24 protein-coding genes are annotated in these 20,958 nt (G+C 69.2%); 14 read left to right on the top strand and 10 right to left on the bottom strand.

The genetic code is table 11. The features are described 5' to 3' along the window. The first annotated feature begins 10 nt into the window (after nt 1–10). Both ESP51_RS02680 and ESP51_RS02675 read left to right on the top strand, forming a co-directional pair. Nucleotides 11–2,065, top strand: coding sequence for a primary-amine oxidase (locus ESP51_RS02680; RefSeq protein ID WP_129519346.1), 2,055 nt, complete (start codon nt 11–13; stop codon nt 2,063–2,065). A 9-nt stretch (nt 2,066–2,074) separates the two neighbouring features. Next, on the top strand, nt 2,075–2,611 hold the full coding sequence (locus ESP51_RS02675; protein ID WP_129519345.1) for a hypothetical protein: 537 nt from the start codon (nt 2,075–2,077) through the stop codon (nt 2,609–2,611). 122 nt (nt 2,612–2,733) lie between these two features. On the opposite strand, the gene ESP51_RS02670 is transcribed toward ESP51_RS02675, so the two are convergent. The 3 genes from ESP51_RS02670 to ESP51_RS02660 form a co-directional block, all read right to left on the bottom strand. Further along, the gene (locus tag ESP51_RS02670; RefSeq protein ID WP_129519344.1) at nt 2,734–3,510 is read right to left on the bottom strand and encodes a winged helix-turn-helix domain-containing protein; all 777 of its coding nucleotides are present in this window, start codon (nt 3,508–3,510) and stop codon (nt 2,734–2,736) included. 495 nt (nt 3,511–4,005) lie between these two features. Next, nucleotides 4,006–4,638, bottom strand: coding sequence for a uracil phosphoribosyltransferase (gene upp / locus ESP51_RS02665; protein WP_129519343.1), 633 nt, complete (start codon nt 4,636–4,638; stop codon nt 4,006–4,008). 32 nt (nt 4,639–4,670) lie between these two features. Continuing rightward, entirely contained in the window at nt 4,671–5,054 is a 384-nt protein-coding gene (locus ESP51_RS02660; RefSeq protein WP_129519342.1) for a hypothetical protein, read from the bottom strand. Between the two features lie 78 nt (nt 5,055–5,132). Here ESP51_RS02660 and ESP51_RS02655 point away from each other — a divergent pair, with 78 nt between their 5' ends. Next, nucleotides 5,133–5,753: a TetR/AcrR family transcriptional regulator gene (locus ESP51_RS02655; RefSeq protein WP_129519341.1), complete on the top strand. Its 621-nt coding sequence runs from the start codon at nt 5,133–5,135 to the stop codon at nt 5,751–5,753. Then, on the top strand, nt 5,746–6,216 hold the full coding sequence (gene tadA, locus ESP51_RS02650; RefSeq protein ID WP_241842936.1) for a tRNA adenosine(34) deaminase TadA: 471 nt from the start codon (nt 5,746–5,748) through the stop codon (nt 6,214–6,216). The genes ESP51_RS02655 and tadA overlap by 8 nt, the downstream gene beginning before the upstream one ends. Before the next feature lie 23 nt (nt 6,217–6,239). Here tadA and ESP51_RS02645 read toward each other — a convergent pair whose 3' ends face one another. Further along, nucleotides 6,240–7,202, bottom strand: a complete 963-nt coding sequence (locus tag ESP51_RS02645; protein ID WP_129519340.1) for a cation diffusion facilitator family transporter — start codon at nt 7,200–7,202, stop codon at nt 6,240–6,242. Between the two features lie 23 nt (nt 7,203–7,225). On the opposite strand from ESP51_RS02645, the gene proC reads away from it, so the two are divergent. Together proC and ESP51_RS02635 are read left to right on the top strand one after the other, a co-directional pair. Further along, nucleotides 7,226–8,077 (top strand): pyrroline-5-carboxylate reductase, encoded by an 852-nt coding sequence (proC, locus tag ESP51_RS02640; RefSeq protein ID WP_129519339.1) that lies wholly within the window; start codon nt 7,226–7,228, stop codon nt 8,075–8,077. A 138-nt stretch (nt 8,078–8,215) separates the two neighbouring features. Further along, nucleotides 8,216–8,611: a hypothetical protein gene (locus tag ESP51_RS02635; protein ID WP_129519338.1), complete on the top strand. Its 396-nt coding sequence runs from the start codon at nt 8,216–8,218 to the stop codon at nt 8,609–8,611. A gap of 104 nt (nt 8,612–8,715) precedes the next feature. Here the strand turns inward: ESP51_RS02635 and ESP51_RS02630 are convergent, their stop codons facing one another. Continuing rightward, complete coding sequence (locus tag ESP51_RS02630) at nt 8,716–9,384, bottom strand: potassium channel family protein (RefSeq protein WP_129519337.1); 669 nt, start codon at nt 9,382–9,384, stop codon at nt 8,716–8,718. Then, the gene (locus tag ESP51_RS02625; RefSeq protein WP_129519336.1) at nt 9,377–10,822 is read right to left on the bottom strand and encodes a TrkH family potassium uptake protein; all 1,446 of its coding nucleotides are present in this window, start codon (nt 10,820–10,822) and stop codon (nt 9,377–9,379) included. Before ESP51_RS02625 ends, ESP51_RS02630 begins: the two co-directional genes overlap by 8 nt. A 71-nt stretch (nt 10,823–10,893) precedes the next feature. Here ESP51_RS02625 and ESP51_RS02620 point away from each other — a divergent pair, with 71 nt between their 5' ends. Further along, complete coding sequence (locus ESP51_RS02620) at nt 10,894–11,346, top strand: ArsR/SmtB family transcription factor (protein ID WP_129519335.1); 453 nt, start codon at nt 10,894–10,896, stop codon at nt 11,344–11,346. A 5-nt stretch (nt 11,347–11,351) separates the two neighbouring features. On the opposite strand, the gene ESP51_RS02615 is transcribed toward ESP51_RS02620, so the two are convergent. Further along, complete coding sequence (locus ESP51_RS02615) at nt 11,352–11,852, bottom strand: anthrone oxygenase family protein (RefSeq protein WP_129519334.1); 501 nt, start codon at nt 11,850–11,852, stop codon at nt 11,352–11,354. Between the two features lie 99 nt (nt 11,853–11,951). Next, nucleotides 11,952–12,461, bottom strand: a complete 510-nt coding sequence (locus ESP51_RS02610) for a GNAT family N-acetyltransferase (RefSeq protein WP_129519333.1) — start codon at nt 12,459–12,461, stop codon at nt 11,952–11,954. Between the two features lie 117 nt (nt 12,462–12,578). On the opposite strand from ESP51_RS02610, the gene ESP51_RS02605 reads away from it, so the two are divergent. From ESP51_RS02605 to ESP51_RS02595, 3 genes are all read left to right on the top strand, one after another. After that, the gene (locus tag ESP51_RS02605; protein WP_003792170.1) at nt 12,579–12,677 is read left to right on the top strand and encodes a 30S ribosomal protein bS22; all 99 of its coding nucleotides are present in this window, start codon (nt 12,579–12,581) and stop codon (nt 12,675–12,677) included. Between the two features lie 80 nt (nt 12,678–12,757). Then, a complete protein-coding gene (locus ESP51_RS02600; RefSeq protein WP_206737176.1) occupies nt 12,758–13,033 on the top strand; it encodes a glutaredoxin family protein in 276 nt (91 codons plus the stop codon). A gap of 85 nt (nt 13,034–13,118) precedes the next feature. Then, a complete protein-coding gene (locus ESP51_RS02595; RefSeq protein WP_129519332.1) occupies nt 13,119–14,666 on the top strand; it encodes an FAD-dependent oxidoreductase in 1,548 nt (515 codons plus the stop codon). 5 nt (nt 14,667–14,671) lie between these two features. Here the strand turns inward: ESP51_RS02595 and ESP51_RS02590 are convergent, their stop codons facing one another. Both ESP51_RS02590 and aspS read right to left on the bottom strand, forming a co-directional pair. Then, entirely contained in the window at nt 14,672–15,592 is a 921-nt protein-coding gene (locus ESP51_RS02590) for a formylglycine-generating enzyme family protein (protein WP_277871058.1), read from the bottom strand. A 62-nt stretch (nt 15,593–15,654) separates the two neighbouring features. Then, nucleotides 15,655–17,013: an aspartate--tRNA(Asn) ligase gene (aspS, locus tag ESP51_RS02585; RefSeq protein WP_129519331.1), complete on the bottom strand. Its 1,359-nt coding sequence runs from the start codon at nt 17,011–17,013 to the stop codon at nt 15,655–15,657. Between the two features lie 163 nt (nt 17,014–17,176). Here aspS and ESP51_RS02580 point away from each other — a divergent pair, with 163 nt between their 5' ends. Genes ESP51_RS02580 through resB form a run of 4 tightly spaced genes read left to right on the top strand, consistent with a single transcriptional unit; the run spans nt 17,177 to nt 20,913 of the window. Further along, nucleotides 17,177–17,821, top strand: a complete 645-nt coding sequence (locus ESP51_RS02580) for a histidine phosphatase family protein (RefSeq protein ID WP_129519330.1) — start codon at nt 17,177–17,179, stop codon at nt 17,819–17,821. Next, nucleotides 17,821–18,417 carry a TlpA family protein disulfide reductase gene (locus ESP51_RS02575; protein ID WP_129519329.1) on the top strand — a complete coding sequence of 199 codons (597 nt, stop codon included), beginning with the start codon at nt 17,821–17,823 and terminating at the stop codon, nt 18,415–18,417. Before ESP51_RS02580 ends, ESP51_RS02575 begins: the two co-directional genes overlap by 1 nt. Before the next feature lie 14 nt (nt 18,418–18,431). Further along, entirely contained in the window at nt 18,432–19,184 is a 753-nt protein-coding gene (locus ESP51_RS02570; protein WP_129519328.1) for a cytochrome c biogenesis CcdA family protein, read from the top strand. Further along, nucleotides 19,168–20,913 (top strand): cytochrome c biogenesis protein ResB, encoded by a 1,746-nt coding sequence (gene resB / locus ESP51_RS02565; RefSeq protein WP_129519327.1) that lies wholly within the window; start codon nt 19,168–19,170, stop codon nt 20,911–20,913. The genes ESP51_RS02570 and resB overlap by 17 nt, the downstream gene beginning before the upstream one ends. The last annotated feature ends 45 nt before the right edge of the window (nt 20,914–20,958 follow it).

Genomic DNA, 20,958 nt, shown 5'->3' with positions numbered 1-20,958 from the left:
AACCGACGACATGACCATCCTCGATCCAGTCGCCACGCCGACCGACACCGTCACGAGCATCGTGCACCCGCTCTCGAGCCTCTCGGCCGAGGAGTTCGTGCGAGTCCGCGACCTCGTCGCCGCCTTGCCCGACTTCACGTCGACCACCCGCTTCGCCTACGTCGGCCTCGACGAGCCGCACAAGCGGGAAGTGCTCGCGTGGCAGGACGGCGACGGGCCGCGGCCCGAGCGTCGCGTTCGCGTGATGCTGCTCGACATGGCGACCGGTCGCTCGACCGACAACATCGTGTCGCTCACCACGGGTGAGCTCGTGTCGACGACCGTGCTCGATGGGTCGCGCGGCCAGTTGCCCGTGCTCATCGAGGAGTTCGAGGCCATCGGCGCCATCGTCGCCGACGACCCACGCTGGGTCGAGGCCCTCGCCCTTCGCGGATGCACTCCAGACGACGTCGTGTGCGTGCCGCTCTCGGCCGGATACTACGACTACCCCGAGGAGGAGGGCCGTCGCATCCTCCGGGTGCTCGCGTTCCGGCAGGACCACCCGGCCGATCACCCGTGGGCGCACCCCGTCGACGGCCTGAGCGCGTACGTCGACGTCGCGAACCGCGAGGTGACCCGGCTCATCGATGCCGGCCTCATCCCGATCCCAGCCGAGAGCGGCAACTTCGACGACCCGGCGGTGCAGGGCGAGCCGCTCACGACGCTGAAGCCGATCTCGATCACCCAGCCCGAAGGCCCGAGCTACTCGGTCGACGGCGAGTGGGTGAGCTGGGCGAACTGGCGCTTCCAGATCGGCTTCGACACCCGCGAGGGTCTCGTGCTGCGCCAGTTGTCGTTCACGGATGCCGGCGAAGAGCGCCCGATCATCTACCGCGCGTCGATCAACGAGATGCTCGTGCCCTACGCCGATCCGTCGCCCGTGCGCTTCTGGCAGAACTACTTCGACACGGGGGAGTATCTCTTCGGGCGCTTCACGAACTCGCTCGCGCTCGGATGCGATTGCGTCGGTGAGATCCGCTACTTCGATGCCGTGCTCGCCGACGAGCTCGGCAACCCGTTCACCATCGAGAACGGCATCTGCATGCACGAGGAGGACTTCGGCACCCTCTGGAAGCATTCCGACATGTTCACCGGCTCGAACGAGGTGCGCCGATCGCGCCGCCTCGTGATCAGCTTCTTCACGACGGTCGGCAACTACGACTACGGCTTCTACTGGTACCTCTACCTCGACGGCACGATCGAGTGCGAGGCGAAGCTCACCGGCATCCTCTTCACGTCGGCCTACCCCGGACTCGATGCCGACGGCAACGACTATCCGTTTGCCAGCGAGGTGGCGCCCGGCCTCGGCGGTCCGTACCACCAGCACCTCTTCAGCGCACGACTCGACATGATGGTCGACGGCGTCTCGAACGCCGTCGACGAGGTCGACGTCGCGCGGGTCCCGATGGGCGCAGGCAACGAGCACGGGAACGCGTTCACCAAGCAGGTCACGCGCCTCACGAGCGAAGCCGCTTCAGGGCGGGTCGCGGATGCCTCGGTCTCACGAGCGTGGTTCATCTCGAACACCGAGAAGGTGAACCGAATGGGCCGGCCGACCTCCTACGTGCTGTACCCGCAGGAGGCGCCCGTGCTGCTCGCCGACGACGCATCGTCGATCGCCAAGCGGGCCGAGTTCGCCACGAAGCACCTCTTCGTCACCCGGTACGACCCTGCCGAACGGTACGCGGCCGGCGACTTCGTGCACCAGAACCCCGGCGGCGATGGCATCACGAGGTACATCGCCGACGATGCATCCGTCGACGGCGAAGATCTCGTGTTGTGGCACACGTTCGGGCCGACGCACTTCCCGCGCCCCGAGGACTGGCCGGTCATGCCCGTCGACTACGCGAAGTTCACGCTGAAGCCGCACGGATTCTTCGGCAAGAACCCGGCGCTCAACGTGCCGGCTCCGGATGCCGCGCCGCATTGCGCTCCTGCCGGACACGCCGGTCACGACCACACGGGTCACGACGCGCACGCGGGTCATGGCGTCGCCGGTCACGGTCACGACCACGCCGGCCACTAGGCGGCCCGGATGGTCGAGGTGCTCCACCTCACCGCGCTCGTCCCCGCCACGGTCGGGCTCTGCTGTGCGGTCGGCGACCGCCCCGGCAGTGCCCGGTCGGTCGTGCCGGCGGCGTCGATGCTGATCGCGATGATCGCCATGGCAGCCGGATGGCCCGTGCTCCCGCCGCTCCTGTGGGCGGGCGTGCTCCTCGTGCTCGGCGTCGTCACGGCGGCGGGGATCCGGATGCGCCTGGGAACCGAGGCGCCGCCAGCACACGAGCGGCAGATGCACGCGCACCGTGCGCTCGGGCTCGTGCTGGGCGCGGGCCTGCTCCTGATCTCGTCGGCGGCGCACGCCGGCGGATCGTCGCCGGCGGCGCACTCGGGCCACACCGCAGGAGGTCTCCTCGCGACCGCGATCCTCGCGGGCGCGGCCGGCTACCTCGCCTTCACCGTGTGGCTGGTGGCCCGCTCAGTGCGGCGTCGCGTTGCGCTCGTGGGCATGGTCGAGGCATCCGCGATGGGCCTGATGACCGTGCTGATGGCACTCGTGCCGCTCGCCTGAACACCAGGCCCGTTCACGCCGGCCAGAGTGCGCTCTTGCGGCGGAGGCACCGCATTCGCGCCCTCCGGCGGAACAGCGTCACTCCACCGTGGCCGGCTCGCATAGCGGCGGCCGCCGCGACCTCAGTAGAGGTCGGGTGACGGCGTCGAGGCCTGGCGGATCGAGACGTCGGCGTGACGGTCGAAGCGGTAGCCGATGCCACGCACGGTGCGCACGATGTCCTGGTAGTGCGCGAGCTTGGAGCGCAGGCGCCGCACGTGCACGTCGATCGTGCGCTCGCTCGGAGCCTCGTCGTCGGCGTCCCACAGGTTCTCGATGAGCTCCTGGCGATCGATCGTGCGGCCCTCGCGCAGCACGAGGAACTGCAGGAGCTCGAACTCCTTGTAGGTCAGACCCGCGGCCTCGCCGTCGAGCAGCACCCGCTTGCGGGAGATGTCGATGATGACGCCGTTCGGGTGCCGGTCGGCGTCGTCGTTGTTGTCGCGGCGCTGCTTGGCGAGCGCGGCGGGGTCTTGGAGGGCGAGGCGCACGACGTCGACGTCTCGGCCGCCTGCACCTTCGGGAGCGAGGGCGACGGCCGCGTAGGTCTCAGCCGAGGGGGCGACTTCGGCGGTGAGGGCGCGCAGCGCCTCGACGATGCGGTGCAGCGTCGTGCCGTCTTGCGTGGCCTTGGTTTCGTCGATGCCGACGTAGAGCACGAAGCCACGGGCCTCGGTGCCCTCGGGCACGGCGCGAACGCGCGGCGCGTCGGAGCGGACGGCCTCAGCTGCGGCATCCGTCGAGGGCGTCGAGGCCGGACGGGGCGAGATCGAGACGGAACGGAGCGGTGCGCCGGGCTGCGACGGAGCAGTGCGAACGGGAGCGGGAGCGGTGCGGGCGGGAGCGAAAGCGAGAGACATGACGAAATCCTTGTGTGAAGGGTGCAACAACAGACCCCGGAGCGGGGGTCGGAGCGAATGGCCGTGGGGCCGGGCGAACCTCGAGATACGACGGTTCAGTGGAGTCGTGGCCGATCGGGATGCTGATCGGCTGCGGGACTCGGCGGTGGGGTCGCGGTCAGCGGCACATTCGACAACACATGGGCGCGCGCATCGGCATCATCATGCCGTGAGTCCTGAGATCGCCGGGGGCGGTCAGGGTGCGTGCGGTGTCAGTCATGGGCGTCAGTCAAACCGATGTTCGCGCATGTGTCAATTCATGACGTGCACATGACGGGCTGTGACGTCGCACGCGGTGCGCGCCAGCGCCCACCATTCGGAGGAACCGGGTAAGCGGATGTCGCCACTGCAAGATTCTGCGAGGAATCACCAATTAATAGAATCTTCCCCGGTGGCGTTGCCGACTGGCGTGGCGCCTGTCGAAGATCCTTCGGGGCGACGGATGCCTAGCAGAACTCAGACCGTGCCGTAGAGGCGATCGCCCGCGTCGCCGAGGCCCGGCACGATGTATCCCAGTTCGTTCAGGCGCTCGTCGACCGCGCCGAGCACGATCGTGACCTCGCGGCCGTGGAGGGCCTGTTCGACCGCGGCGAGGCCCTCGGGGGCGGCGAGGATGCAGATGGCCGTGACATCTGTGGCCCCACGCTCGAAGAGGTACTGGATGGCGGCCGTGAGCGAGCCGCCCGTCGCGAGCATGGGGTCGAGCACGAAGCACTGCCGGTCGGAGAGGTCTTCGGGCAGTCGCTCGGCGTAGGTGGTCGGCTCGAGCGTCTCTTCGTTCCTGGCCATGCCGAGGAATCCGACCTCGGCTGTCGGCAGGAGCTTCACCATGCCCTCGAGCATGCCGAGGCCCGCTCGCAGGATCGGGACGATGAGCGGCTTCGGGTCGGCGATGCGAACGCCGGTCGTGGGCGCGACCGGGGTCACGATGTCGATCGGCTCGACGCGCACGCCTCGCGTGCCCTCATAGGCGAGCAGGGTCATGAGCTCTTCGACGAGCGAGCGGAACTGCGGAGACGGGGTCTTCGCGTCGCGGAGCACCGTCAGCTTGTGGGTGATGAGCGGGTGGTCGGCAACGTGGACTCGCATGGGCTCGAGTCTACTGAGCGGGCTCCGGCGAGCTAGCGCCAGAACACGGCGACGACGATGTTGGCGATCGCCGCAACGCCCGCGCCCCAGAGCACGGGACGCAGGGCGGCATCCGTTCGGCCGCTTCGCTTCAGCACTCGGCTGCGCACGAGTCCCGTGATGGCCGCGGCGAGCACGACGAGGGTGATCGAGAGCTTCGTGATCGCCTTGCCGGTGTCGATGTCGTTGCCGCCGATCTCGTTCACCGCGATCAACGCGATGCCAGTGACGAGTTGCACGATCGAGCCGACGAGCACCGGCGAGAAGTCGAAGCCCGCCCGCCAGGGCATCTGCAGGATGTAGGCACCGACAATTGCGCCGAGGCCCACGAAGTGGGTGACGAGCAAGACGAGCCTGAGGTTCTCGAGCGGTTCCATAGTGCCTCCAGTTTGGGGTGAGTAAGTGTTTACTCACCCCGATGCTACGATACGAGGAGTCCGGTGTACAGGAGGCCCATGTCGACGCGCGAGCGCATTCTCGATGCCGCCGCCGAGGTCATGTCCGAGCGCGGCATCGCCGCGACGACGACGCGAGCGATCGCCCGTGCGGCCGAGTGCTCCGAGGCGCTGCTCTACAAGTACTTCGAGGACAAGCAGCAGATCTTCCTCGCCGTGCTGATGGAGCGGATGCCGACTCCCGGCGGGCCGAGTGGCCCGGCTGGCAAGGGCGGCACGGGTGGCGCCGACGGAGCCGGGCCCTCGGCCCCGTTGGCCGACGTGCTCGCCGACCTCGTGCAGCGCATGTTCGAGTTCTTCGTGGCCTCGTTCCCGATGGCGGTGTCGATCTTCGGCTCGCCAGAGCTCCTCGCCGAGCACCGGGAGTCGGTTCGTGCGCGCGGCTACGGCCCTGAGGGGGCCATTACCATGGCCGTCGCGCAACTCGCGCGCGAGCAGCAGGGCGGTCGCATCCGCGTCGACGCCGACCTCGACTCGGCAACCTCTGTGCTCGTGGGCTTCGCCTTCCACCAGGCGTTCCTCGCACTCTTCGACGGGCGCCAGTCACTGCCGGCCGACGCCGTGCCGCGGGCGGTCGCCGTGGCGCTCCCGTATCTCGAGCCGGTCGGCGACGATGCGTGAGCTCGAGATCCACCGCGAGTGGATGCGGCTCGCGCTCGCCGAGGCCGAGGCCGCGCCGGCCACTCGTGACGTGCCGGTCGGCGCCGTGGTCGTGAACGGCGACGGCGTGGTGATCGCCTCACGACGCAATGAGCGGGAGCTGCTCGGCGACCCGACCGCGCACGCCGAGCTCCTCGCGCTCCGCACCGCGGCCGAGGCGTACGGCGACTGGCGCCTCACGGACTGCACGCTCGTCGTCACGCTCGAGCCGTGCATCATGTGTGCTGGGGCGATCCTCGCGGCCCGGATCCAGACCGTCGTCTTCGGCGCGTGGGACGAGAAGGCCGGCGCCGCCGGCTCGCTCTACGACGTGCTGCGCGACCGCAGGCTCAACCACCGGGTCGAGGTGATTCCAGGAGTCGAAGCGGATGCCGCGGCGCGGCTGCTCGTCGAGTTCTTCGACGATCCGCTGCGTCGCCACTGACGCGACGCCACGCTTGCTGGCCGCTACTCGAGTCCCTTGATGACGATCGCGTCGGTCGGCGGCGCCGTGAGGTTCGGGTCGACGTAGACGTCGGGCTCGACGTAGATGACGCGTGCCGCGGGAACGGCGTGCCGGATGCGCTGCTCGATGACGTTCGTCGCGGTGGCGACCTCGAGCAGGCGCTGATCGGCGTGGAAGCCCACCTTCGCGGCGACGAGCAGTTCGTCGGGGCCGAGGTAGAGGGTCTTCATGTGGATGATGCGCTCCACCTCGGTGCCGGCGAGGATCGCCTGCTCGATCTTCTCGTGATCGGCTTCGGTGGCACCCTCGCCCACGAGAAGGCTCTTCGTCTCGATGCCGAGCACGATCGCGACGACGATGAGCAGCGTTCCGATGAACAGCGTGCCGAGCGCGTCGAAGAAGGGGTTGCCGGTCAGCACGGTGAGGCCCACGCCGATGAACGCGAAGACGAGGCCCAGGAGCGCCGCGATGTCTTCGAGGAGCACGACCGGGAGCTCGGGCGCCTTCGCGTGACGCACGAACTGCACCCAGCTCTGCTTGCCGCGCACGTGGTTCGACTCCTTGACCGCGGTGCGGAGCGAGAACGACTCGAGCACGATCGCGATCGAGAGCACGAGCAGCGGCAGCCACCAGTGATCGAGCTCGTGCGGGTGCTGCAGCTTGTCGACGCCCTCGTAGATCGAGAACACGCCACCGACGGAGAAGAGGATGATCGCGACGACGAACGCGTACACGTAGCGTTCACGGCCGTAGCCGAACGGGTGCTCCTTGTCGGCCGCCCTCTTCGCCTGGCGACCGCCGAAGATGAGCAGCAGCTGGTTGCCGGCATCGGCGACGGAGTGCACGGCCTCGGCGAGCATCGACGCCGAGCCCGAGAATCCCCACGCGATGAACTTCGTGATCGCGATGCCGGTGTTGGCGAGGAATGCCGCGATGATGGCCTTGGTGCCGCCTGATGCGCTCATACGCCAATCCTAGGATGGGTCGCATGACCGTCGAAGCCCCTATCCACCTGCCCTCGATCGCCTTCCTCGGAGCGGGGTCGATGGCTCGCGCCATCCTCTCCGGCCTGCTGCACTCGGGTGTCGTCGTCGACGGCGGCATCCGTGCCACCAACCGCACCGCAGCACGGGCGGCGGAGCTCGACGACCTTCCCGGCGTCACCTCCTTCGCCACCGAGACGGATGCCGCGGCGAACCGCACGGCCGTCACCGGCGCGAAGATCGTGGTCGTCGCCGTCAAGCCCGCGATGGTGCCCGACCTGCTGCGCGAGATCTCCGACGCACTGGATCCCGGCACGGTCGTGATCTCGGTCGCCGGGGGCGTGACCGTGGCGACGTTCGAGTCGTTGCTGCCCGAATCGATCGCGGTCATCCGCTCGATGCCGAACACCCCCGCGGTCGTCGGCCGCGCGGTCACCGGCGTCGCAGCGGGCACGCGATCGAGCGACGACGACCTCTCGCTCGCCGTGACGCTCTTCGAGGCAGTCGGCGAGGTGCTCGTGGTGCCCGAGGCGCAGCTCGACGCGCTGTCGACGATTTCGGGTTCCGGCCCCGCCTACGTCTTCTACCTCATCGAGCAGTTCACGGCGACGGCCGTCGACAAGGGATTCACGCCCGAGCAGGCGGCCGTGATGGTGCAGGGCACGTTCCGGGGGGCGAGTGAGTTGCTCGCGGCATCCGATGATTCGCCGATGGAGCTGCGCCGCCGGGTCACGAGCCCCAAGGGCACCACCGAGCGTGCCATCGCGGTGTTGGAAGAGGCCGCGCTCAAGCAGACCTTCGACCGGGCGACGGATGCCGCGCTCGCTCGCGCTCGCGAGCAGGCGGCCGGCGCGTGATCCCGCGTCCGTGCGAACAGCGGGCCGGCGACGGTCGGTTCGCGCTTCGCCCGGACACGAGAATCGCAGCCGCTCAGGCTGCACAGTCGCTCCCCAACCGGGATCCCATGAGGCCGGGCGGTCCGCTACCGTGAGGATGTGGAAGCGTCAGAGGTCGTCTCGGTGGTCGCCGAGGTGATCGGCTGGACCGCCCTCGGCGGTGCCCTCGCCTTCCTTCTCCTCGCCCTCCTCATCCGGGTCGCCGACGGCCGCTGGCTCCGCACCGAGGCCGTCGTCGTCGACCAGGAGCACGGCAGCACGGTGCGCTGGTTCGCCGAGGGCGCGTTCCACCAGCGGCGGCTCAGCTCCGACGAGCGGGCGCATGTCCTGCGGCCCGAAGAGGAGCCCGCGTACTACAAGGAGCGCGAACCCGACCGGTTGCGCCTGCACGACCCGCCCGCCGGTCGGCGCATCATCCGCACGGTCGGTTTCGTGCTCCTCGCGATCGCCTTCGTCGCGGGCGCGGTGGGCACGGTGCCGTTGTTGTTCAGCTAGGGGCCCGCGCGCCCGGCTGCGGCATCCGCTCGCTGGAATGCAGGAGAGTCACGATCATGTGGCGGCATGCACGCCCATGATGCGGTATCTCCTGCGGTTCGTCGCTACTCGAGCGCTGCGAACTTCTCGATGTCGCCCTCGGTGCCCGACACGATGATGAGATCGTGGTTCGAGACCACCGTGTTCTCGGTCGCATACGTGAATGGCTTTCCGGGGCTCTTCACGCCGACGACCGTGACGCGGTGCTTCGACCGAACGCCCGCCTCCTTGAGGTTCTTGCCGCGGATCGGCTTCGGCGGGTACATCTTCACGAGGGCGAAGTCGTCGTCGAACTCGATGAAGTCGAGCATGCGCCCGCTCACGAGGTGCGCCGACCGCTCGCCCGCCTCACGCTCGGGGTAGATGACATGGTTCGCGCCGATGCGCTGCAGGATCTTGCCGTGCGACGCCGAGATCGCCTTCGCCCAGATCTGCGGGACCTTCAAATCGACGAGGTTCGCCGTGATGAGCACGGATGCCTCGATCGAGGAACCGACGGCGCACACGGCGATCGAGAAGTCTCCCGCGCCGATCTGGCGCAGCGCGTCGATGTTCCGCGCGTCGGCGACGACGGCGTGGGTCACTCGCTCGGCCCACTTCTGCACGAGAGCCTCGTCGTCGTCGACGGCGAGCACCTCGCGACCGAGGCGGTCGAGCTGCCCGGCCGTTGCCGCACCGAAGCGGCCGAGTCCGATCACGAGCACTGGGGCATCGTGCTTGATGCGATCAACCAACGATGGGCCTCTCTTCCGGATGCCGGTACAACTGCCGACGCTGGCTGGCCGCCAGGGCCGCGGCGAGTGTCACTGTACCAACCCGCCCCATGAACATCGTGGCAGCCATGACGTACTTGCCCTCGGAGGGAAGCTCGGCCGTGAAACCCGTCGAGAGCCCGCACGTGGCGAAGCCCGAGATCACGTCGAAGAGCACGAAGTCGAGCGGGGCCTTGGTGATCTGGCTGAGGATGATCGTCGAGACCGCCACGATCGTCGCGCCCCACAGCACGACGCTGACGGAGAGGCGCAGGATGTCGCGGGGGATGCGGCGCCCGAAGGCCTCCATCGCGGGCGCGCCGCGCGCCTCGGCGAACGCGGCGAGGAACAGCACGGCGAGCGTCGTGACCTTGATGCCGCCCGCGGTCGACGCGGAGCCGCCGCCGACGAACATGAGCATGTCGGAGACGAGCAGGCTCGAGCTGTTGAGTTCGGCCAGATCGATCATCGAGAACCCGCCGGAGCGGGTCATCGCCGACATGAAGAACGACTGGAATATGGTCGGCCCGGCGGCGAGCTGACCGTAGGTGCGCGGGTTGTTGAACTCGAGGAGCAGGAACATCGCGGCTCCCGCGATGAAGAGGATCACCGTGGTGGTGATGGTGAGCTTCACGTGCACGCTCCACCGGCGCGGCACGCGCCAGGTGCGGAGCAGCGCGAAGATCACGGGAAACCCGAGGCTGCCGAGGAAGACGTCGAGCATCAGCAGCGACTGGAACCAGTAGTCGTCGATGAACTCGACCGCCCCGGCCGGATTGGGGCTGAATCCGGTGTTGGTGAAGGCGCTCACCGAGTAGTAGCTGGAGTACCAGAGACTCGTTCCGAAGTCGTATCCGGCGGCGAGCATGCTCGGCACCATCCCGATCGCGATGACGGCCTCGATGACGAGCAGGCTCGAGGCGACGGTGAGGAGCAGGCTGCCGACCTCGCCGAGTCGCACCGCCTGGCTCTCGGAGACCGGCCCGACGTGGATTCGCGAGGGGTTCGTGTCGCTCGCAGCGATGAGCTTCGCACGCAGGCCGAGCCGACGGGAGATGACGAGGCCGAGGATCGACGCGAGGGTCAGCACGCCGATGCCGCCGACGTTCATGCCGATGACCACGACGGCGTTGCCGAACGGCGACCAGTGGGTGGCCATGTCGACGGTCGACAGGCCGGTGACGCAGATCGTCGACACCGCCGTGAACAGGGCGTCGGCGAGCGGAGTGCCGCTGCCCTCACCCGCTCGCGCGATCGGCAACGACAACAGGAGCGTGGTGACGAGAATGAGGGCGGTGAAGATGAGGATCGCGAACCGCGACGGCGAGCTCTTGACGAGGGAGTCGATCGCATCGCGTGCCCGACCGAGCCACGACCGCCGGTCGACTCCACCCAATCGGGCCACGGGCTGTACGCGCATCGACCCCCCTCTGTGCCGTCACCGAACGCGATGTCATGGTACTCCCCGCCGGGAGTGACTAGCCTTGGTGCATGGCGGACATCTTCGACGTGGTGGCGGACTCGACGCGGCGCGACATCCTTGCGGTCCTCCTCGAGCGTGAACGCGGGGTGCCGCAGTCGGGTGGCGAGATCAGCGTCTCAGACATCGTGACCGCGCTCGGTGCGAGCCAGCCCACGGTTTCGAAGCACCTCAAGGTGCTGCGCGAGTCTGGGCTCGTCGCGGTACGCGAAGAGGGCCAGCACCGGTACTACAAGCTCGACCGCGGGCCGCTCGAGACCCTTGAAGACTGGCTCATCCCGTTCCTGTCGTCGGATGCCGCAGCCGATGCCGCGGCGCTCGCGGGCGTCGAGTCCAATGGCGAGATCGCCCTGAACGACGACCAGCGCGCGTTCGCGTCGGCGATCGGCAAGGCCTTCGCCGACACGGCGCACCAGGTGACGGCGGTCGTCGCGCCGAAGCGGCGCCGGCTGATCGGTGACTGAGCGCGTCAGCGGAACCCTCCGTGGCTCGCGATCAGCGCGACGACGAGGCAGAGGCACGCCGCCGTCGAGCTGAGCGTGCGCACGTGGTTCCAGGCGGCCCAGCCGGGCCGGAACGCGAGCCAGGCCGCGGCGAGGGCCGCGTCATCCGTCTCGGTGGCCGCCGCCAGCTGGTTGTTGCGCGGCACGTTCGCTCCGCCGGTGACGCCGATGACGCCCACGAGGTAGAGCGCGGCCCCGATGATCGCCCACTGGGTGCCCCCTTCGGGCTCGCCGAGGAGCGCGAACACGAACAGGATCGCCACCAGCAGCGCCGTGGCGAAGATCGCGAGCATGAGCGGCGCGCGCACGGCCGTGACGTTGACCTCGCGCATCGCCCGCGCAGCGTGCTCGGGCGCGAGCCGGTCGAACCCCTGCACGACGAAGCCCGAGAACGCGAAGAACACGCCCGCCACCAGGCCGGTGCCCACGATGGCGGCGATGAGCAGGGTGTCTGCGAACAAGTGCATGGCGTCAGTCTGTCCGCTGCGGGCGACATCCCGTGGCCGCCACGCGGCCTCCCAGCGTCGGATGGGCCGGGTGCCTGCCGCTTGGCGCCCGCCGCCCGCTCAGCGCAGCGGCTTGATCATCTCGAGTTCGAGCCCTCCCGGGGCGAGCTCGTACGCCCGGCTGCGGCCCGTGAACGTGAAGCCGAGCTTCTCGTAGAACCGTCGGGCGCGAACGTTGTCTTCATGCACCTCGAGCCGCAGGGTGTCGCCCCAGTCGCGGGCCCACTGCTCCACGGCGTCGAGGAGGAGGCGCGACACCCCTGCCGCGTCGCCGCGCTGGTCGGGCGCAACGTAGACGCCGACGAGTGAGGGCCCGGTCTTGGCATCAGGGATGTATCCGCCCATGGTGCCCACCCAGCGCTCGCCGATGATGGCGACGATCGCGGTCTGGCCGCGGGTCGTGCCGCGTGCGCCGCGAAGTCGCCACGTGGCCTCGTCGGCGAGGAGCGCGTGTTCGAGGGTCTCGCCGTAGGCGATCGGATAGTCCCGCAGCATCTCGAGGCGGAGGGCTCGAACGGCCTGCCAGTCGTCTGCCTCGGTGGTGCGGATGACGACGTCGTGCTGGGGCATCCTTCGACGCTAACGCATCGGCGAAGGGCGGCGGCCCGAATCCGCTAGACTATCGCGAGGCTTTCATGCCTTCGGCTGCGGCACGCGCGGCCGTCTCGATCTTTCTGTGAGGTTTTGATGGGTTCTGTCATCAAGAAGCGTCGCAAGCGCATGGCAAAGAAGAAGCACCGCAAGCTGCTCCGCAAGACGCGCCACCAGCGCCGCAACAAGAAGTAGTCCTTCGCAACACAGCTGAGCGCCAGGCATCAGGCCTGGCGCTTTTCGCTGCGCCCGGGCGGCATGCGTAGGCTTGCAGGGTGAGCGCACGAGACATCCGCCTGACCCTCATCGGCAAGCCCGGATGCCACCTCTGCGACGACGCGCGAGCGGTGGTGCAGGGGGTGATCGCCGAGTTCGAGGCGGCGACGGATGCTGCGCCGCGCATCGTGCTCGACGAGCGCTCGATCCTCGACGACGCGCAACTGCACGCGCGGTACGCCGAGGAGATCCCCGTGCTGCTCATCGACGGCGAGGTGCACGACTTCTGGCGTGTCGACGCGACGCGACTGCGGGCGGCGCTGCTCGGCGATTGATTTCGTCGCGATCGACCTCGTATCCCTGCGCTGCGCGCTTCGTCAAGGCGTTGCCGGTTCAGCGCCATGCCCCTTGACTGGTGCCATGACGTCGATCTGGAAAGCGGCCGCGACCGGCGAATTCGAGGGGCGGCCGCTCGTGCCGCCCGAACGCGGGGCGGTGCCTGGCGATCGATACGACGTCGTCGTGGTCGGCGCGGGGATCACCGGTCTCACCGCGGCGCTCGAGCTCCAGCGCGCCGGCCGCAGCGTCGCCGTCATCGAGGCACGCGACGTCGCCGCGCTCGCGACCGGTGGCAACACCGGCAAGGCGAGCGTGCTGCAGGGCAAGCGGCTGAGCATGATCCGGCGGTCGCACTCGGCTCGCGTGACGCGCGCCTACATCGAGGCGAACCTCGACGGCCAGCGCTGGATCGAGCAGTTCAGCCGAGAGCACGGTGTGCCGTTCTCCTTCGAGACGGACTACAGCTACGCGCAGGAGCAGGGCGGCCTGCGCACGCTCGACGACGTGTTCCAGGCCGCGTTCGAGGCCGGCCTGCCGGTCGAGCGAGTCGAGCGGATGCCGGTGCCGTTCCCGTTCGCGGGCGCCGTCGCGCTTCCCGGCCAGCTCGCCCTCGACCCGTATCGGCTCGCCCTCGAGATGGCGCGGGAGTTCGTGCGGAACGGCGGCGTGCTCACCACCGGCGTTCGCGTCACCGGCGTGCGCGCGTCGGATCCGGCCGTCGTCGAGACCGACAACGGCGAGCTGCTCACCGACGACGTCGTCATCACGACCGCCGCTCCGGTGCTCTACCGCGGGTTGTATTTCGCGAAGACGCGGCACTCCCGCTCCTACCTCGCGTCGTTCCGCGTCGAGGACCCGCCCACGCCGGGGCTGTTCATCTCCGTCGACGGGCGCACCCGCTCGCTGCGCGCGGCACCCGATCCCGAGTCGCCGGATGCCCCGCAGCAGCTCATCGTCGGCGGCAACGAGCACCCGGTGGGCCGCGTGGACTCCGCCGCCGCACGCGTCGAGGACCTCCTCGAGTGGACGAAGCGATACTTCCCCGGAGCCGAACTCACCCACCGGTGGTCGGCGCAGGACTACGAGTCGGCCAACCTCGTTCCCTTCGCCGGACGGATGCCGCGCGGCCGCGGCCGCGTGTGGGTCGCCACCGGGTACGCCAAGTGGGGACTCACGAACGGTGCGGCGGCGGCGCTGCGCATCTCGGCGGAGATCCTCGGCGAGCCGCGGCCGGAGCAGCGTCCGTGGATCAGGACGCTCGCCACCCGCGTCACCATGCCGTCCGACGTCGGCCGCGGCATCGCCGAGAACGCCACGGTCGGGCGCGAGCTCGTCGCCGGATGGGTGCGCGCGGAGCTGCACCGGGCGCCCGTGCCGAAGCCCGCCGAGGGGCAGGGTGTCGTGGCTTCACGCGGAGGCGTACCGATCGGCGTCTCGACCGTCGACGGCACCACGCGCGCCGTGCGAGCGGTGTGCACCCACCTCGGCGGCGTGCTGTGCTGGAACGACGCCGAAGCGACGTGGGACTGCCCGTTGCACGGCTCGCGTTTCGAGGCATCCGGTCGCCTCATCGAAGGGCCGGCGTTCCGCGACCTGGAAGCCACCGAGCGGCCCGACGGCGCCGTCTGACCCGGTCAGGTGACGTCGCGCGCGCAGCGGAACCCGATATGGGTCGTCGCCGTGTCGTCGGCTTGCGGTGAGCGGGCCGCCGGGCGGTAGCGCAGGCAGTACTCGGGGGAGCAGAGGTGCGAACCGCCCTTGAGCACGCGGCGGGGGATTCGCGAGCCCGGTTCGGCGGATGCCCCGGCGAGCAGGTTCTCGCGGGCGCCCGGGTTGACCGCCACCTGGCCGGCCACCTCGTGCCGCGACGTGTAGAAGTCGGTGGTCCATTCCCACACGTTGCCGACGACGTCGAAGAGCCCGTATCCGTTGGCCGGGAACGTCATCACCGGCGACGTGCCGACCCACCCCTCGGCGCCCGTGTTGCGGTAGGGGAACGAGCCCTGCCACCGGTTCACCATGAGTCGTCCGCCCGGACGCTCCTCATCGCCCCAGGGGAACCGCGCCCCGTCGAGGCCGCCGCGCGCGGCGAACTCGAACTCGACCTCGGTCGGCAGGCGCCTGCCGACCCACGCGGCGTAGGCCGAGGCATCCGCGAAGCTCACCTGCACGACGGGATGGGTGGGCTTGTCGTCGACGGATGACCCGGGCCCGAACGGATGCCGCCAGCTCGCGCCCGCGCCCCAGCGCCACCACTGCCGCCAGTCGCGCAGGTCGACCGGGCCGTCGGTCGGCGTGAACACGAGGCCGCCCGGCACGAGATCCGCCGGGTCGGCGCCCGGGAAGTCGGCGGGATCGAGCGGGCGCTCGGCGACGGTGACGTAGCCGGTCGCGTCGACGAACGCCGCGAACTGCTCGTTCGTGACGGGGTGCACGTCGATCTCGAACGGGCCCACGGTGCGCTCGTGCACGGGCGTCTCGTCGGGGTAGAACTCGCTCGACCCCATGCGGAACGTGCCGCCTCCGATGCGGACCGTGCGCGTGGTCTCGGTCACCCTCCGAGCCTACGTCGCCCGCCTGTGGGCAGCTTCGAACCCCGCGAGATGACGCGGTGCGGCTAGGGGAGCAGGCGCGTCGGGCCGCGGAACAGGTACGTCGTCTCGCGGATCGAGTGCTCCTCGAGCATGAGCATCAGCACACGGGCAAGACCCATGCCGAACCCGCCGTGCGGGGGCACGCCGTAGCGGAAGAAGTCGAGGTAGAACTCGAGCTCTTCGGGGTCGAGCCCCTTCTCCTTCGCCTGCTCGACGAGCACGTCGATGCGGTGCTCGCGCTGCGCCCCGGTCGAGATCTCGACGCCGTTGTAGATGAGGTCGTACGAGTTGGTGAGCGCCGAGTCTTCTGGGTGACGCATGTGGTAGAACGGCCGCAGGCTGATGTCCCAGTCCGTGAGGAACACGAAGTCGTGCCCGTACGTCTCCTTCACGTACGCGGAGATCTGGCGCTCGCCCTCGGGGTCGATGTCCGCGTCGTCGCGCGGGATGACGTAGCCGCGGTCGGCGACGATCTGCTTCGCCTCGGCGAGCGGGATGCGCGGGAACGGCGTCGTGGGCACCTCGAGTTCGATGCCGAAGAGATCGAGGATCTCGGCGCCGTGCTTCTCCTTCACCGCCGTGAACGCGGCGACGAGAAGCTCCTCGTGCATGCGCATGACATCTTCATGAGAGTCGACCCAGCTCATCTCGGCGTCGATCGACGTGAACTCGGTCGCGTGCCGAGACGTGAACGACGGGTCGGCACGGAACGCCGGGCCGATCTCGAACACCTTGCCGAAGCCGGCCGGCTGCGCCATCTGCTTGAAGAACTGCGGGCTCTGCGCGAGGTAGGCCTTGCCCTCGAAGTAGTCGACCTCGAAGAGCTCGGCGCGCGACTCGCTCGCGCTCGCCATGAGCTTCGGGGTGTGGATCTCGATGAAGTCGTTGTCGACCCAGTACTGCCGCAGCGCGTGCTCGAACGTCGTCTGGATGCGGAAGATGAGGTGCTGCTTCGGGTGGCGCAAGTCGAGGAAGCGCCAGTCCATGCGCTTGTCGAGGCTCGAGTCGGCCGCGATCGGCGTCTCGGGGTTGGCCTCGGCGACCACCTCGAGCGAGCCGATCTTCACCTCGAGGCCGCCGAGCTTGACCCGCTCGTCGTGCTTCAGTTCGCCCGACACGGTGAGGAAGGTGCCGTGGGCGAGCGCCGAGATCGACTCGGTGGTCGCGAGCCGAGCGGATGCCGCGGCATCCGCCTCGCCCCCTTCAATGGGCTCAGGGAGTTCGCGGGTCGCGGGGTTCACGAGCTGCACCGCCCCGGACTCGTCGCGCAGGATGACGAACTGCACCTTCTTCTGATCACGCACCGTCTCGACCCATCCGGACACGGTGACGGGGCCGTCGGGGAGCGCGGCGAGGTTCTTGACGAGGGTGCGGGTGTTCACGATCGACCATCCTACTTGCGCGCTGGAGCTGGGAGCGAAGGCCATTTCTGGCCTTCGCCCCGACGCCAGCGCCGACTGCCGTCTCGGCCGTCGGTGTTTCGACGGGTCGGGGGCACAGGGCGCTCGGCGCTTTCATAGGGAACCGCTCCGTAGACTGGAGACCGTGCCGGCCGAGCAGATCCATCTCGTGCGCCATGGCGAGGTATTCAACCCCCAGGGCGTGCTCTACGGTCGTCTCCCGGGCTACGGACTCTCCACCCTCGGGCATGAGATGGCGCAAGCCGCCGCCGACGACCTCGCCGGCCGCTCCCGCCCGGTGCGGGCCCTCATCTCCTCTCCGTTGCAGCGCACCCAGCAGTCGGCTGAGCCCATCGGCCGGGTGTTCGCGCTCGAGGCCTCGCTCGACGACCGCGTCATCGAGCCCGAGAACCGATTCGAGGGCAAGCGCATGAGCGGCCGCGCCGGCGCCCTCCGCGATGTGCGCAACTGGGGCTACCTCGTGAACCCGCTCCAGCCGAGCTGGGGCGAACCGTTCCGCTCGATCGCGACCCGCATGCTGCACGCGATGGACGACGCCTGGACCTCGGTCGACGACGGCGACGTCGTGATCGTGAGCCACCAGCTGCCGATCTGGATGGTGCACCGCCGGGTCGTGGGCATGTCGCTCTCGCACGACCCGCGCCGCCGTCGCTGCGCCCTCTCGAGCATCACGACGTTCGAGCGTCGCGGTGCGGGTTTCGTGGAGGTCGGCTACCGCGATCCGGCGGCGGGGCTGGCTGCGCACGCAACCGACGTGGGGGCGGTGTGATGCACGGAACCCGCAGAGTCGGGGTTGTGCTCGCCGTGGCATCCGCTCTCCTGCTGACGGGGTGTACGAGCGACCCGCTCGCCGAGCAGTACCGCGAGGGCAGCGGCAAGAACTACATCGCGGGCGACGGCACCATCTCGGAGTTCGACGAGCCGCAGCGCGGCGAGCGCATCGAGTTCTCGGGCGAGACGGTCGAGGGCCAACGCTACGACTCGGCCGACGCCGAGGGCGACGTGCAGGTCGTGAACTTCTGGTACGCGGGCTGCGCGCCGTGCCGGGCGGAGGCGCCCATCCTGCAGGATGTGTCGGAGGCGTTCGCCGACGAGGGCGTGAGCTTCGTGGGCGTGAACGTGCGCGACCAGGCCGGCACCGCTGCGTCCTTCGAGGAGAAGTACGGCGTGACGTATCCGTCGATCCTCGATGTCAACTCGGGTGAGGCGCAGCTCGCGTTCTCGGGCCCGGTGCCGCCGGCCGCCGTGCCGACGACGATCGTGCTCGACCAGGAGGGCCGCGTGGCCGCGAGAGTGCTCGGGCAGCTCGACAGCGCGTCGATCCTCGAGTCGATCATCGACCAGCTGCTCGCCGAGCAGGCATAGGCCGGGCGGCGGGCATGGGCGTCGGTGAGATCGTGCTGAACGGGCAATTGCTCGCGGCGATGCCGATCGCGCTCGCCGCGGGTATCGTCTCATTCCTCTCGCCGTGCGTGCTGCCGCTCGTGCCCGGCTACCTGGGCTACGTCGGCGGATTCACGGATGCCTCGGCCGACGCCGTCGAGGCACGCCGCAACCGTCGACGCCTCCTGCTCGGCGTGCTCCTGTTCATCGCGGGCTTCACGCTCGTGTTCCTCATCTTCACGACCGCGTTCGGTGTGATCGGTGCGTGGCTGCAGGTCTACGCCGACCTGCTCGTGCGGGTGCTCGGCATCGTGCTCATCGTCATGGGGTTCGTCTTCATCGGGCAGTTCACGTTCCTGCAACGCACGATCAAGCCCTCGTGGCGGCCCGCCACCGGTCTCGCGGGCGCACCGCTCCTCGGGATCGTGTTCGGCCTCGGGTGGACCCCGTGCATCGGCCCGACCCTCGCCGTCGTGCTCGCCCTCAGCGCAGACTCGGCCTCGGCGGGCCGCGGGGCGCTCCTCGGCCTCGCCTATTGCATCGGCCTCGGCATCCCGTTCCTGCTCGTCGCCCTCGGCTTCGGCTGGGTCACGGGATCGCTCGCGTTCCTCCGCCGGCACATCCGCGCCATCAACATCATCGGAGGCTCGCTCCTCATGCTCATCGGCGTGCTCATGGTCTCGGGCCTCTGGACGGTCTGGATCTACGAGCTGCAGGCGGTGATCACCGGTTTTGTCCCCGCAATCTGACCCGGGCGCGCCGTCGCGGCCCGCCGATCACATCGACTCCGTCGAGGGTGCGCCCGACGCGGCATCCGACAACTCGGTCAGCCAGCCGAAGCTCGGCTTCATCGGCTGGATCCGCTTCGCGTGGCGCCAGCTCACGAGCATGCGCACGGCCCTGCTCCTGCTGTTGCTGCTCGCGATCGCCGCGGTGCCGGGCTCCCTCGTGCCGCAGCGCTCGAGCGACCCCAACGGGGTCGTGCAGTACTTCACCGACAACCCCGCGCTCGCGCCCGTGCTCGACGGCTTCCAGATGTTCGACGTCTACACGTCGGCGTGGTTCTCGGCGATCTACCTGCTGCTGTTCGTCTCGCTCATCGGCTGCGTCATCCCGCGCACGAAGCACCACCTCGAGGCGCTGCGAGCCCGCCCGCCGCGCACGCCGGTGCGGCTTTCGCGCCTCGCGGGATATACCGAACGGCCGTTGCCGGTTTCGGCGGGCGCGGTTTCGACAGGCTCAACCAGCAGTGGAGCGGATGCCGCGATCGACGCCGCGGCGAAGCAGCTCCGCCAGGCGGGGTACCGGGTCGAGCGCTTCGACGCGCGCGACGAGGCATCCGTCTCCGCCGAACGCGGCTACCTGCGCGAGACCGGCAACCTCGTGTTCCACACCGCGCTGCTCGGCGTGCTCGTGGCCGTGGGCATCGGCGGCGGCTTCGGCTTCGCGGGGCAGCGCGTGATCGTCGAGGGCCAGTCCTTCGTCAACACGCTCGCGGCCTACGACTCGTTCAACCCCGGCCGCTTCTTCGACGACACCTCGCTCAAGCCCTATCGGATCTCGCTCGAAGAGCTCGACGCCGTCTACGAGACGCGCAATCAAGACGCGATCGGGCAGGCGATCGACTTCACCGCGCACGTGACCGTGCAGGGCCAGGGCGAGCAGGCGACGGAGGAGACCGTGAAGGTCAACGAGCCGCTCTACACCCACGGCACCGACGTCTACCTGCTCGGCAACGGCTACGCGCCGACGATCACGGTGCGCGATGCCGACGGCGAGGTGGTCTTCACCGACTCGGTGCCGTTCCTGCCGCAAGACGCCAACCTCACCTCGATCGGCGTCGTCAAGGTGCCCGACGGCCTCGAGGAGCAGGTCGGCATGGTCGGATTCTTCTACCCGACGCAGAGCGAGCTCGCCTCGGGGGCCTACACGTCGAGCTACCCCGACCTGATCTTCCCGGTGCTCACCCTCAACGTGTACCAGGGCGACCTCGGCATCGACGGCGGCGAGCCCACCTCGGTGTACACGCTCGACCCGTCGAGCATGGAGCAGCTCACCGGCGGCTCGACGGGCGTCGACTCGATCGAGTTGAAGCCCGGCGAGACGGCCGAGCTGCCGAACGGGCTCGGCTCGGTCTCCTTCGACAATGCGGATCCGGATGCCGCCGAGGGCGACCTCTCGCAGAGCGTGCCGCGCTTCGCGTCGTTCGACATCCACCACGACCCGTCGCAACTGTGGGTGCTTGTGTTCGCGATCCTCATCCTCGCCGGACTCCTCGTCTCGCTCTTCGTGCCGCGACGACGCATGTGGGTGAAGGCCGCGACGCGCCCCGACGGCCGTGTCGTGCTCGAGTACGCGGCACTCGCGCGCGGTGAGGACCCGGGGCTCGAGGCCGCGGTCACGGCGTTCGCCGACCGGCATGCCGCCGGGCTCTCGGCCGCCGAACCGCCCCACGACCGCGATTCCTCTTCGACGTAAGGTAGAAACCGTGACGTTCACGCTCGACGAGATCTCCATCCTCTG

It is taken from the genome of Agromyces albus (assembly GCF_004134825.1).
GTDB lineage: Bacteria > Actinomycetota > Actinomycetes > Actinomycetales > Microbacteriaceae > Agromyces > Agromyces albus.
The sequence above is the reverse complement of the archived record's forward strand: the minus strand, read 5'-3'. Positions and strand labels throughout refer to the sequence as shown.